Genomic DNA, 11,367 nt, shown 5'->3' on the forward strand with positions numbered 1-11,367 from the left:
GATCCCGCCCAACATCAGTTGATCGACCTCAGCGTGCCATCAACCGACGTCGTATCGGCCCCCGAGCCGAAGAAGGTCGTAACGCCCATGCCGAGAAATTCCGGAATTGCAATCAGGCAGGCCGCAACCGTTCCCCAAACGAGCGCCTGCTTCGGGCTCGAGCTGGGATCGTGCGGATTCCGGTTGTTCTGGACCAGCTTGTAGACCGCCGTGATGGCGGCGATCAGGCCCAGGATGAACGAACCTGCGCCGATGAAGTCGCCGGCCGGCCCGAGCGTGTCGTTGCGGACATTGGTCAAGATGTCGCCAAGGCCGCCGCTCGACTGCGCCAATGCAACCGACTGGTAGGCTAGCGTTCCGGCAAGGATCGTTGCCGTTTGAATCCATGCTTTTTTCATGAGTGCTTCCTTCTCTCCTATCCGAGCACGAGCTCTTCGATCATCCCGAGGAACATCACGATATTCATCGCGAACACTCCCCCGATGACATGGGTTGTGCCGAAGGCCACAAGGCCCGGCGCCGGCCACTGGACCGACTTGTTCAGCAAAAGAAGACCGCGGATGAAGCCGAGCAGTCCGATGAACTGCACCACCCGCAAAAGCGCGATAATCACCGAGCGCGCTTGCTCATGATCGAGCGGCGCGAGCATTTCGGGCGCGTAGGCGAAAACTTCAGAAGCGGCGACCGTCTCGTCCACCTGAAAGAACGACACGAGGAAAGCGGAGATGGTTTGCGACAATGAGACCAGCAACACCGCTATGATCAGCGTCACCGTCGGCACCCACGGCCCGTAATCGTTCGGACCCCGAAACTGTCCCGACTGAGACCGCTCGCTTGCGGTTGCAAAGCCCTGCAGCGCCAAGATGGCGAGGATAACGCCCAGGATGAAGCACGCGGCGACGACGAGCGCCTGGGCCGGCGGGACCAGGTCAGCAAGCCGCTCGACGAGGCCGACCAGTCCGTTCAGTGCATTGCCATTGCCGCCCACGCCTCACCCCTTGCCCTATTCCGTCGGTGCGTCTTTGGCGGACTCCGCCTCCACCACCTTTTCCGGGCGGGGCGAAGGCAGCGGCGCGGCCTTGTTTTTCGGGGTGACGATCTGGTGTCTGGCGGTCCCTTGAATCTCGTCTTCGGCCATCTCTGAACCGGATTCATCCTGTTCGAGCGAGTGACCGTTTGAGGCCGGTTGGATCATGCCGAGAATCGCCTGGTCCTGCGCTTTCAGCTCGCGCAAATGACCGATAATCACGTCAACGACGCCATTTTGCGATGTCAAAGTCGTAATTTCGGAGCGCAACGAGGCGTTGTCCACACGCAAATTGTATAGCTCTTTACGCAATGAACCTATCTCACGTTTCAGTTGTTGTGCCGCGGTGGCATCAGTCGCAATACGGGAAGGTGTTTCGCCGGAGGCGTTTGCATTGGTATAGTACACGCCTCCGCCAACTAGAGCGAATATCGCGCCAACGAATATTACTCTAGTAAACATACCAAGCCCGCTATCGTCGGTGGGAAGAGTTTTAAAGTTACGTTTCAAGCCGTAAATTCCCATGGGTTTTCTTTTAGTGTACTTTTGGCAACAGGTGCGAGAATCAATCAGCGATTGAGACCGCCAGGGGGTGACAGTGGGATTCCTTATGGCATATTCAGGCCAAATTGCAACATACAGCAAAAGGAAAACCGGCAATGAAGGCCCGCAAAATCCTCCTGGCGTCATGCGCGATTTTTCCCACGGTCATCCCGGCCAAGGCCGAGCTGAATTTGTGGCAGCAAGGTTTCGTGGGCTGCACCGTCACGTCGTCGCCCTACGCCAATCAGGTGCTTTTCAAGGATGCTTCGAAGGTCCGTCCGCTGATGCAGATCGCCGGCATGAACGCCTGGGCGGTCCCCACGCCGGACGGCGGTCAACAGGTCGCGTTGACCACGCCTGACGGCCTGACGATCTACGGTCGGATCGTAGGTCCATCCGGCGAGGACATATCGGCCGCGCTTCTGGCAACCGTGCCGACGGTCAAACCCGAGGGGTCTTCTTTCGATCCGGCGCCCGTGGCTGCCACTTCCAGCCAGCCCGCGTCGGCCCTGCAAGCAGCCAGCAACACGACTGAATCGCCCAATCTTCCCGCGCAGCCCAACGCGACCGTGGCGATCAGTCCTCCGCCGGCCGGTTCCACCTCCCAGGCCCGGCCGGCGACCACCCAACAGTCTGTGCAGCAGGCGGCACAGTCCCCGGCCGCTCCACAGCAGCTTGCTTCGGTCGGATCGCAAAACGTGACCGATGTCCCAAAAGCATCGAGCGTCGAGCAGCTCATCCAGCAGGCCCAGGACTTTTCGATGTGGTTTCCGGTCAACACGCCAAAGCCCGGTTCACCGCTCGTCTATGTCTTCGTTGATCCGACATGCCCGCATTGCGCCTGGTCGTTCGACCATCTGATGCCCCGCATCAAGGATAACAGCATCGACTTGCGCGTGATCCTCACCCCGATCCTGTCGGCCGAGGCTTTCGACATCGCCGCTTCGATCATGCACCAGGACGACATCGCCACGACGCTCCTCGAGCAAACCCGATCAGTCATCGGTTCCGGCAAACCGGCGCCAAAAGTCGATCCGAAGCAATTTGATCCACGGGTCACCGAAGGCCTACGCCGCAACGTGTTGTGGATGCGATCCAACGGCGCACCGGGCGTTCCCTTCTATCTCTATCGCTCCAAGCACGGCGCGCAGTTCGCATTCGGGTCGCTAACCGATGCACAACTGGCATCTGCTCTTCCCGATGCTCAGCCAGCGAATACGGCCGCTTCCACCGGAGCTGGCGCGCAATGACCAAACACATCGAATACGGTCAGATCGAAACCGTTCTCATGCGGGCCGACGTTTACCGGACGGCCTATAGGCGCATGAGCATTATCGCCCTTGCACTGCTCGTCGTCGCAGCGATCGCGGTCCTTGCGGCCGTCAGCCTTGCACTGACAAAGCCGGAGCCGCGCTATTTCGCGATGACGGCCGACGGGCGCATACAGCCTCTTATTCCGCTTGATCAGCCGCATTTGAGTGCGGCCGAGATCACGACCTATGCCGCTGAAGCGGTCACGCGCTCCTTCACCTACTCCTTCGCGACCTATCAGCAGGATTTCCAAGACGCGCAGCAGTATTTCACCAAGCCGCAAGGATGGAACTCGTTTGTCGACGCCGTCCAGAAATCCGGCACCCTCGATCTCGTGAAAAACCGCCGTCTCAATACGACGGCAATCGCGCAGCGCGCCGTCATCGTGCGCGAAGGCGTCGGTTCCACCGGCATCTACGAATGGATCGTCCAGATGCCGGTGCGTGTAACCTACCAGTCCGCGTCGGAAGTGACGGGCCAGAACCTAATGGTCACGGTCACTTTGCAACGCTTGCAGAGCTATGAGCATCCGCGTGGCGCGGCCATTTCGCGCTTCCTCGCGGCCCCCGGAGGTGCTTGATGAGAACACTGGCCGTCAATTTCGCTTTCCTCTTGGCCTTGAGCGGGTCGGCGCTGGCGCAACAGGCTGCGCAGCAAGCTCCGGCCTACGCGCCTCCTCAGCCGGACACCTCGGCCGAACTGCCGGAGCAGCCCGCGCAGCAACCTCCCCAGGCCGCAGAGAGCCAGCAGCCTGCGATGCAGGGCCAGCCTGCCCCTTCGAAGTTCGGCGAAGCAGACCCAAATCAGGCCGATCAGCGTCAACCGCGGCTGGCGCCGAACGTGCCGATCATCGGCGCACGCCGCTTGCTGCAGTCCCTTTCCGAACTGGACAGGCCCTTGACGCCGGAAGAGATCACCGCTTACGGGGCAACCGTCCAATCCGTCATGCCGATGTCCCCCGAACTCATTCGGGACTATCGCAAGCGGATCGATGACAGCCAGAAGGCCGCAGCCATGCCCCCGAACGGCGTCCGCGCGACGCCGATCTCGGATTCCTTGCGCATGTCGTTGAAGTCGAACCAGCCGCTCCAAACGCTGTACACGACGCCCAATACCGTTTCGGTCATGGCCTTCTATGACCGAACCGGCAAGGCATGGCCTATCGCCAGCTATGTCGTCGGACGGGCGGATTCCTTCCAGGTCTATGCCCTGCAGGAAGGATCGAACCAGCTCGCGGTCACGCCGCTCGTCTCTCACGGCTATTCGAACCTGATCATCTCTCTCGTCGAGGAAGATCGCCCGATCGTCATCAATCTCGAGACGAACGACAGCAGGACCCATTTCCGCAGGGACATCACGGTCGAAGCTTTCGGTCCGAACGCCGAGATATCGCCCACGACGGTTGCGACGAAGACGCCGCCATCCGACAAAATCATGATGTCATTCGCCCAAGGGGCCGATCTGCCCGATGGAGCGATCTCGCTGCGTTCTTCCGATCCGGAAGTCGAGGCCTGGACCTATAAGGGCGATCTCTACATCCGAACGGCGAACACTCTGATTTCGCCGTCCTGGAATTCTGCCCTGACGGGGCCGGGTGCCGTCCATGCCTACCGCCTGAAACCGACGCCTGTCGCGCTCGTCTCGCGAAATGGCACCATTTCCAGAGTGAGGATCTCGCAGTGAGTGACACGAACGACGACAACGCCAAGAATCGGGCGCCGGAACGCGAAGACGCAGCGCCCGAGCTTGCCGAGGCCGCTACCGTCAACCGTTCCTCGCGCAAGCGCGGCCAATCGATCCAGACATTTGTCGTCATCGGCTTGCTGGCGTCGGTTGTGGGCTATGTCGCTTATTCGATGCTGAGCAAGAACGAATTGTCGGCATCCCGGCTTTCGCGCGCTCCCAATGTCGATGCGACGCCAGCAGGCCAGCAACAGGCCGAGTCGGAACGCTATCAGCAGTCGCTCGACACGGTGAACCAGCAAGGGGCTCAATCGGCCGCTGACAGCGGCGGAAGCTTCCTGCCAACGCCGGACGAACCGCTGCGTAATGTCGATGATGTTCGCGACGTGACCAAAGAGCCCCTACCCCGCCAACGGCCAGTCGCTCCCCCCAACCCACAGCCGACACAGGCCGTTGAGCACGTAACGCCTGATCGCCAGCGTCAGATGACGCCGGACGACTACAGCGACATCAACAACCTCGCAGCCGCCATGAGTGGTCAAGCCGCAGGCCTCGTCCAGCAATGGTCTCCGAAAGGATCGGTCAACACCATCGTTCTCAACCAGACGCTCTACAAATCGCCAGAGCAGCGCCTTGCAGAAGAGCAGGCTGCCGAACAGGCGGCCCTGCAAGGGTATGGCGGCATGGTTGATGGCTCGGACATGTTGATCCGGGCCGGCCAGATCATTTTCGCGCGAACCGTCAATGCGTCCGATTCCGACACGCCCGGGCCCGTCGTTGCTGAGATCTTCCAGCGAGGCCCGCTTTATCGCGCTCGTCTGATCGGAGCATTCCAGCAGAACCGCAACACCAATGCCCTGATCGTGGAATTCGATCGCATCGTCATGCCGAACGGCGACGAGATCCCGACCGCCGCATATGCTGTCGATGGCGCCAAAGGCTCCATCGCCGTCAAATCCGACGTCGATCAGCGTTGGCTTGCCCGCTACGGGCCGCGCCTTGCCGGCGCATTCATCTCCGGCCTGGGCGAGGTCATGTCCCGACCGACCCAGGAAGTCATCATCGGAAGCAACACGACCACGGTCGTCGATCGCGAGGCCGAGCTACAGGACGCCCTTTATGCGGGCGCTGGCCGTGTCGGCGACCAGCTCGCCAGCGAGATCGAGGATATGGCCCCAAGCGGACCGCTCGTGAAACTCGGAAGCGGCTACACGATCGGCGTTCTGTTCATGCAGGGGGTTCCTGACGTGCAGAGCCAGCAAAATTCGGTCGCAAACCGATGACCAAGGCCGAAACAGACGACGGCAACCGTTTCAAGAAGAGGATCCATTGGCGCGACTCTATGCGCGAGCCGCGCCTTATGATCTTTGATGCGCGGTTGGTGTTCTTCTTCCTGCTTCTGGCGGTTCACCTGGCGGTCTGGACCGCCTTGTTGCTGCTAGCGGCCATTGGCGTTTTCTGGCTCGTCGAACGAGCGGGATACCGCCTGCCGAGCGCATTGAGGACCATACGGGCGACCTTCGCAGGCGTCCGACGTCCGGCCTTCTATCAACGGCGCTATCGTGAGGCCGTGGACTACGGTTTCGAGTATCGCCGAACCCCCCTCCCCTCGTTTGCGATGCCCGTCCCATCTGCCCCAATGAGCGTTGGTGTCGTCAAAGAGGTCAATTCGACGCTGGTGGATGAGCAGCCGGCCAGAGTAGTTGAGCCGGCACAGTAATATCGTTCTCGATCAACCCTGAGCCGGCAAGTCGAGATCACCCCAAAGCTGGTGACGACCCCGGCCGAGTAAAGAAAGGTAAGCCAATGAAGCACAAGATGTTATATGCCGCGGCGTTCGCACTCGTGTCCTGCCCCGCGGTAGCGCAGGACGTAAAATTTGATGTTTTTGGAATTCAGGTTGGCGCTACGCCAGCAGTAGTAAGCCAGGCTCTCACGGACAAGGGCTTCTCAATTTATCAGGAGCTTCGCGGGCCGTCATTTGATGAACAGATCGCCTTGAGACGAAACAAGATCGAGATGGGCGCGGCCAAGGGTGCCGTCAAGGAAATCATGTACGTGAGAGACGAAGACCGGGTTTCCGTCACATTCGCGGCGTGGCCGGAGGGTGAGAAGGTAGTCCGGGTGACGTACCACCCGAGTATCACCGAAGATGACTGCCCGACTTTCGAAAGCGCTGCTCAGAAGAAATACGGCCACGGCATTGAATACGCCGGCACTTGGATCGACCGGCCCCTCGTTAAGAATGGGCTCACCTCACGCGGCGAACGACGCCGTAACAGTCCTGGTCAAGTGCGGACCCGGAAGCAAATACGTCTCGATGGATCAGCTTGGGGCATTCGATATCCTGGGCGAGATGCTCGATAAGGCCGACGGCGAAGTGATCCACGACTTTTGATCGTTGCCCGAGGTGACGCGATTTGTCGTCACCTCACCCGCAACAGAGGGCATTATAGGGTAAACGTTTCCGATAGGTTTGATTAAGGTAAGCCATAATTAAACGATAACGAAACGAAACGTTGAAGTTTATATTTCGTTCACGCTTCGCATATAAATTGATCATCATCCGATTCCGATAGCCTTTGGGATCGAATCCCAACAGATAATCCATTACATACGAAAGATGATCGAATGGCAGTCGTTTCGATGATGACCACTAAAGGCGGCGCCGGCAAAACGACCGGTACGCTGATCCTGGGAACCGTTCTTGCCGAGCAGGGCGCCTCTGTCTGCCTGATAGACGCAGACCCCAACCAGCCGCTTATGAAGTGGGCCAAGGACGCCAACATCCCGCCATCAATGACCATCATCGGTGACGTTACCGAGGAAAACATCATCGAGACGATCGAGGAGCAGTCGGCAAAAAGCAGCTTCGTGATCGTGGATCTCGAAGGATCGGCGAACCTATCCACGGGCTACGCGATCACGTCCAGCGATCTCATTCTGATCCCGCTGCAACCGTCAAAGCTCGATGCCGACGAGGCCGCCAAGACTCTCAAATTCATCGTCCGCCAGGGCAGGAGCAGCGGCAAAGAAATGCCCGCCCGCGTCTTCTGGTCGCGCGTACCCGCGGCCTATGTGACGCGAAGCGCCCGCGATATCGGCACGCAGTTCGAAGAAGCCGGCATCCGGTTCCTCGAAGCGCGTATCGTCGAACGCGAGGCGTTCAAGGGTATCGTCAATTTCGGCGAGACGCTCGAAAAACTCGCGGACGACCAGGTTCCAAGCCTGGAAAACGCCCGGGCAAACGCCGCCATGTTCGTCGCCGAGGTCATCGCACTGTTGAAGGAGCTGCGCCAATGAGCAAGGAGCGTCTGACCATCGACCTCGACGAGTTCAGGCCAGAGCCCAAGAAGGTCGATCCGCAAACAAAGGCAGCCGTCGAAAAGGTCGCCGAAAACAACGGCTTCAAGACCCGCCATGCACCCGAACCGGCTGCGCGCAAGGCGCCAGCGGTTGCCAAACCTGCGCCAGCAACCGCGCCGGCCGAGACAGAAGGCGAGGGCGAGCCTCGCCGGCGCGGCCGCAAGCGCACCACCAATCGCAATACGCCTTTCGCCGTCAAGCTCAGGGTCGAGACCAACAACATGATCTACGACTATGCCGATCGGCTCGAATGCTCCGCGATCGCCGAAGTCATCGAACTTGCTCTTGGCGCGCTGCAAAAGGAGCTCGATGAGGGTATCGATCCTCGCGCTCGCGCAGCCGCGCAAGTCGCCGCCAAGCGCTGATGGCCGCGTCAAGGGCAGGGGAGGGGTGGCAATCGCTATACCGCGCTCTGTTATCGCCTGCGCTTTCGCGGCGAATCTATGCGAGGCGCGCTGCGCTCGCCGGACTCCTTATCGCCGCGACGCTGTTCTTTGTCCTCATTCAAGGTCATTTCGGCCGGTCGCTCATCACGCCGATCGCGATCGCCATGCTCTGCTTTGCGGCGATGTTCACCGGCCAAATCACAACCATCTTGGCCGCCTGGATGCGAAAACCCTTCCTCTCATCCAGGACAAGCTATTGCCTCATCTTTCCGCTCGCCCTTATCCTTTCACCTCTGCTCGCGCCGGCAATCCTTGCGGGTTCCGCCGTCCAATTCCTCCGAGCGTCGGGCTAGGTCGAGGAGGGTCGAAGGACAGTCGAACGAAACCGGCGGAAAGCAGCAGGGTGACAAAACTTGGTACAGCCAAGAGAGCAGGGGGGAGAAGTCATGAAGGCAAGGATTGCAGGGATTATCGGAGGGGCGCTGGTTGGTTTCTTGATCGGCGCAGGGACAGGCATAGTCGGTGGCGTCTTCGGTGGGGTCGCAGGCGTGTCCATTTTTACGGTGGTCGGCGCAGCTTGGGCTTAGCGCCGGGCCTGACTTTGCCAACGCAATTCGCCGCTGGCGGACCCGGTGACAAAGCCCGGCCGGCGCGGTTCCCGAACAAACCGAGGTACAGTAGCGATGGATTCCACCACAATCAGAGAACTGCCGACGATGACCGCGGACGCAACTGAGCAGGCGCAAGAGGACATGGCTCTGATCGCACGCGGCGAAGAATTCGATCTTCCGTGGCGCAGGCTCCGCGTTCTACTCGATCACGGCCTGGTGGAGATCACAAGCCCGGTTCTCCTGGGCGGCCCGCTTGCGGGCAGCCGTACGTCCATCTCTTGGACCGATGAGGGAATGCGTTTCATGCGCCAGACAAGCTAAGGAACGGATATAGTGAAGAGCCCCGAGCGAGGCACGCGCACGCCAGAGCTCGAGGCGCCATGAGAGGGTGATCAAATGAAAAGCGTCTTTGCAGGCAATTTCGATCCAGAGAGGGCGATAGAGGTTGCAATTGAACTCTATGGAAAGGACGCGACGACCGCCGTGGCGTATTGCGCGCTTGATGCATATACCGATCGTCGAGAGGCCGACTACCGATTCTGGTTCGGCATTTTCGCTCACCTAAGGGGCATTCCACTGTCCGACAGCAAGCATTGACGACCTCGGAACAGGGATGGTCGGAAGCCCCTTGCCTACCACCTGTTGGCATCGCGTTGGCGCTCCTCGACGGCTCGTCGCATGGCGTCCTCGCGCCCACACTCGTACTTCTCCATGTAGTAGCGGATCAGAGATAGCCGGCGGCCTTCATCCATGATGGCGAAGACGTTCCTGAATTGCTGTTCGACCGCTGATTTGCTCTTAGCTGGTCGACTACCGCCAGTGAACTTTGACAGCACAAAGTACGCCAGCAATCCGACGACGATCCCAACCAACAGGCCGAGAACCGTTTCCTGGTCGAGGAAGTCGCTTAGAAAAGCCATGGCAGCTACCTCAATCGCGAACGAAGCGCACCCTGTCCTGTCCCGCCAAGAGGAAGCTCCGATAACCCGCCGCGCGTGCTGCCTTATTGGCGCCGCGAACCTGCTCTGACTTGCTGGCATTCGCCCAATACTGTGGACGCTTGGCGCTCGCTGGCAGCTTATCCCCTATGGCCGTTTCGATCTCAAGGAACGAGAGAATGATCTCTCTCAGCCTTTCTCTGGCAAGTCGCTGCGTCAGCCCCTCGTATTTCGACATCTGCCCCCTCCTTGGTTTGTTCTCAGCATGGCCAAGCTTGCAATGAAATCAAATACTCCGTTTGGGCGGCGCCCCTAATCCTTGACTGCAACCTGTGCTGTGAGACCCTACGACCCCTCGGTTGTAGTGCGTAGGGGAAAGCATGGCACAGCTCTCACGGAAAGTGGCCCTCGCGCTGCTCATCCTACCGGCGCTGTCGGGCTGCGACTTCGTTGAATCCTTCTTTGATTCCGAGTTGGTGACCGCATGCGAGGCGGCCCTGAAATTTCGGTTGCCGTCCCCCTCCGGGTATAAGCGCATCAAAATCAGCCACTCTGAGGACATGGTAATGGATCGGGCCGGATATGCGGAATATCTGTCGTCGGCCTTCAAGGATGCTGATTATCGCGAGAAGCTGCTGCAGGATTTTGATCGAGGCAGTGTTAAGCCCGTCTTGTTCAGCATGGTGATCAGCTACGACGCCCCCAACGCGTTCGGAACGCCGCTCCGCGCTCATTCTCAATGCGAGTACGTCGACGAGTGGGGTGACGAAACAAAAGCGAACGAGATCCTGGTGATGATCGACGGGCAGGATAACGCAGATTGGTTGAACAATTGACCTTCGATGATGACGTCGAGGCGGCGATCGCGGCCGCCTGCGAAGAACTTGATATGACGCGGGAAGAGATGATCCGCCTCATCCTTCGCGAGTGGCTGGAGCAGTACGGTTTCCTGCCGGTCCATGAGTTGGATGAAGGGAGCGAGACGGAAGGGAGCGCATAGTATGAGCGGTTTTACCGACGAAGAGCGGGCGGCCGAATTAAAGCGCCGCGACGATGCCATTAAACTGCGAGAGGAAGCCACAGAAGCAGCGCGGCGTCGTGCAGAACTGGCGGAACTGGCACGGGCGGAAACGAGATGCCTCCATTGTGGCAGGCCGATGCGATGGTGGGAGGCCACGGATCCCGAAATCCCCTTGTGCGACAACTGCCTCTGACCGCTCGCATGCCTTGGCACTTATGACAACCATGAACGCCCATATGAGGGCGGAAGAAACGTCGTCGGCCTTTAGCGCCCAGCGCGCGGCAGGATCTCACCCCCCATTGCTACGTCGTGGAGCAGCCTGATGTTCAGTCCCGCGATGAACCCACAGCAATGGAGCAATGGGAATCCAGAATGTCCATTGTGCTTGGTGCTCGATTCCTCGGAGCCGATCGGGCGCACGGGCTGTGTGCACTTCACAGCAACAATTCGACAAAACAGCACGATTTTGAAAGCGCCAGAT

The 11,367-nt window shown here is 59.5% G+C and carries 17 protein-coding genes; 12 read left to right on the plus strand and 5 right to left on the minus strand.

Annotated features, from left to right (window positions below):
• Nucleotides 1-14: 14 nt before the first annotated feature.
• The 3 genes from SS05631_RS30525 to SS05631_RS31270 are packed head-to-tail and all read right to left on the minus strand — an operon-like array spanning nt 15 to nt 1,552.
• A complete protein-coding gene (locus SS05631_RS30525) occupies nt 15-398 on the minus strand; it encodes a hypothetical protein (RefSeq protein ID WP_037424777.1) in 384 nt (127 codons plus the stop codon).
• A gap of 17 nt (nt 399-415) precedes the next feature.
• Nucleotides 416-988: a hypothetical protein gene (locus tag SS05631_RS30530; protein ID WP_037424775.1), complete on the minus strand. Its 573-nt coding sequence runs from the start codon at nt 986-988 to the stop codon at nt 416-418.
• Between the two features lie 15 nt (nt 989-1,003).
• The gene (locus tag SS05631_RS31270; protein WP_157213206.1) at nt 1,004-1,552 is read right to left on the minus strand and encodes a hypothetical protein; all 549 of its coding nucleotides are present in this window, start codon (nt 1,550-1,552) and stop codon (nt 1,004-1,006) included.
• A gap of 134 nt (nt 1,553-1,686) precedes the next feature.
• Between SS05631_RS31270 and SS05631_RS30540 the strand changes: the two genes are divergently transcribed.
• The 10 genes from SS05631_RS30540 (at nt 1,687) to SS05631_RS30590 (ending at nt 9,524) form a co-directional block, all read left to right on the plus strand.
• Complete coding sequence (locus SS05631_RS30540) at nt 1,687-2,820, plus strand: hypothetical protein (RefSeq protein WP_037424770.1); 1,134 nt, start codon at nt 1,687-1,689, stop codon at nt 2,818-2,820.
• Nucleotides 2,817-3,461 (plus strand): type IVB secretion system apparatus protein IcmL/DotI, encoded by a 645-nt coding sequence (locus SS05631_RS30545; RefSeq protein ID WP_037424766.1) that lies wholly within the window; start codon nt 2,817-2,819, stop codon nt 3,459-3,461. Before SS05631_RS30540 ends, SS05631_RS30545 begins: the two co-directional genes overlap by 4 nt.
• A complete protein-coding gene (locus tag SS05631_RS30550) occupies nt 3,461-4,564 on the plus strand; it encodes a DotH/IcmK family type IV secretion protein (RefSeq protein WP_245369192.1) in 1,104 nt (367 codons plus the stop codon). The genes SS05631_RS30545 and SS05631_RS30550 overlap by 1 nt, the downstream gene beginning before the upstream one ends.
• Nucleotides 4,561-5,847 (plus strand): DotG/IcmE/VirB10 family protein, encoded by a 1,287-nt coding sequence (locus tag SS05631_RS30555; RefSeq protein WP_037424747.1) that lies wholly within the window; start codon nt 4,561-4,563, stop codon nt 5,845-5,847. Before SS05631_RS30550 ends, SS05631_RS30555 begins: the two co-directional genes overlap by 4 nt.
• A complete protein-coding gene (icmT, locus tag SS05631_RS30560) occupies nt 5,844-6,284 on the plus strand; it encodes an IcmT/TraK family protein (RefSeq protein WP_193378223.1) in 441 nt (146 codons plus the stop codon). Before SS05631_RS30555 ends, icmT begins: the two co-directional genes overlap by 4 nt.
• An 86-nt stretch (nt 6,285-6,370) precedes the next feature.
• On the plus strand, nt 6,371-6,931 hold the full coding sequence (locus SS05631_RS30565) for a hypothetical protein (protein ID WP_037424744.1): 561 nt from the start codon (nt 6,371-6,373) through the stop codon (nt 6,929-6,931).
• Nucleotides 6,932-7,195: 264 nt separating this feature from the next.
• Nucleotides 7,196-7,867 carry a ParA family protein gene (locus tag SS05631_RS30570; RefSeq protein WP_037424741.1) on the plus strand — a complete coding sequence of 224 codons (672 nt, stop codon included), beginning with the start codon at nt 7,196-7,198 and terminating at the stop codon, nt 7,865-7,867.
• Nucleotides 7,864-8,295, plus strand: coding sequence for a hypothetical protein (locus SS05631_RS30575; RefSeq protein ID WP_037424738.1), 432 nt, complete (start codon nt 7,864-7,866; stop codon nt 8,293-8,295). Before SS05631_RS30570 ends, SS05631_RS30575 begins: the two co-directional genes overlap by 4 nt.
• Before the next feature lie 704 nt (nt 8,296-8,999).
• Nucleotides 9,000-9,248, plus strand: coding sequence for a hypothetical protein (locus SS05631_RS30585; protein WP_083854277.1), 249 nt, complete (start codon nt 9,000-9,002; stop codon nt 9,246-9,248).
• A 75-nt stretch (nt 9,249-9,323) separates the two neighbouring features.
• Nucleotides 9,324-9,524 carry a hypothetical protein gene (locus SS05631_RS30590; RefSeq protein ID WP_037424727.1) on the plus strand — a complete coding sequence of 67 codons (201 nt, stop codon included), beginning with the start codon at nt 9,324-9,326 and terminating at the stop codon, nt 9,522-9,524.
• A 35-nt stretch (nt 9,525-9,559) separates the two neighbouring features.
• On the opposite strand, the gene SS05631_RS30595 is transcribed toward SS05631_RS30590, so the two are convergent.
• Both SS05631_RS30595 and SS05631_RS30600 read right to left on the minus strand, forming a co-directional pair.
• Nucleotides 9,560-9,847: a hypothetical protein gene (locus SS05631_RS30595; protein ID WP_037424724.1), complete on the minus strand. Its 288-nt coding sequence runs from the start codon at nt 9,845-9,847 to the stop codon at nt 9,560-9,562.
• Between the two features lie 10 nt (nt 9,848-9,857).
• On the minus strand, nt 9,858-10,103 hold the full coding sequence (locus SS05631_RS30600) for a hypothetical protein (protein WP_037424721.1): 246 nt from the start codon (nt 10,101-10,103) through the stop codon (nt 9,858-9,860).
• A gap of 142 nt (nt 10,104-10,245) precedes the next feature.
• Here SS05631_RS30600 and SS05631_RS30605 point away from each other — a divergent pair, with 142 nt between their 5' ends.
• Entirely contained in the window at nt 10,246-10,701 is a 456-nt protein-coding gene (locus SS05631_RS30605) for a hypothetical protein (RefSeq protein WP_037424718.1), read from the plus strand.
• Nucleotides 10,698-10,865 carry a ribbon-helix-helix protein, CopG family gene (locus tag SS05631_RS30610; protein ID WP_083854276.1) on the plus strand — a complete coding sequence of 56 codons (168 nt, stop codon included), beginning with the start codon at nt 10,698-10,700 and terminating at the stop codon, nt 10,863-10,865. Before SS05631_RS30605 ends, SS05631_RS30610 begins: the two co-directional genes overlap by 4 nt.
• The last annotated feature ends 502 nt before the right edge of the window (nt 10,866-11,367 follow it).

The sequence above is a fragment of the Sinorhizobium sp. CCBAU 05631 genome, assembly GCF_002288505.1.
GTDB lineage: Bacteria > Pseudomonadota > Alphaproteobacteria > Rhizobiales > Rhizobiaceae > Sinorhizobium > Sinorhizobium fredii_C.

Coding starts and splice junctions, on each gene's coding strand:
- SS05631_RS30590 (WP_037424727.1), top strand. CDS start 9,324: ATGAAAAGCGTCTTTGCAGGCAATTTCGATCCAGAGAGGGCGATAGAG.
- SS05631_RS30585 (WP_083854277.1), top strand. CDS start 9,000: ATGGATTCCACCACAATCAGAGAACTGCCGACGATGACCGCGGACGCA.
- SS05631_RS31270 (WP_157213206.1), bottom strand. CDS start 1,552: ATGGGAATTTACGGCTTGAAACGTAACTTTAAAACTCTTCCCACCGAC.
- SS05631_RS30570 (WP_037424741.1), top strand. CDS start 7,196: ATGGCAGTCGTTTCGATGATGACCACTAAAGGCGGCGCCGGCAAAACG.
- SS05631_RS30540 (WP_037424770.1), top strand. CDS start 1,687: ATGAAGGCCCGCAAAATCCTCCTGGCGTCATGCGCGATTTTTCCCACG.
- SS05631_RS30605 (WP_037424718.1), top strand. CDS start 10,246: ATGGCACAGCTCTCACGGAAAGTGGCCCTCGCGCTGCTCATCCTACCG.
- SS05631_RS30525 (WP_037424777.1), bottom strand. CDS start 398: ATGAAAAAAGCATGGATTCAAACGGCAACGATCCTTGCCGGAACGCTA.
- SS05631_RS30575 (WP_037424738.1), top strand. CDS start 7,864: ATGAGCAAGGAGCGTCTGACCATCGACCTCGACGAGTTCAGGCCAGAG.
- SS05631_RS30550 (WP_245369192.1), top strand. CDS start 3,461: ATGAGAACACTGGCCGTCAATTTCGCTTTCCTCTTGGCCTTGAGCGGG.
- icmT (WP_193378223.1), top strand. CDS start 5,844: ATGACCAAGGCCGAAACAGACGACGGCAACCGTTTCAAGAAGAGGATC.
- SS05631_RS30565 (WP_037424744.1), top strand. CDS start 6,371: ATGAAGCACAAGATGTTATATGCCGCGGCGTTCGCACTCGTGTCCTGC.
- SS05631_RS30545 (WP_037424766.1), top strand. CDS start 2,817: ATGACCAAACACATCGAATACGGTCAGATCGAAACCGTTCTCATGCGG.
- SS05631_RS30595 (WP_037424724.1), bottom strand. CDS start 9,847: ATGGCTTTTCTAAGCGACTTCCTCGACCAGGAAACGGTTCTCGGCCTG.
- SS05631_RS30600 (WP_037424721.1), bottom strand. CDS start 10,103: ATGTCGAAATACGAGGGGCTGACGCAGCGACTTGCCAGAGAAAGGCTG.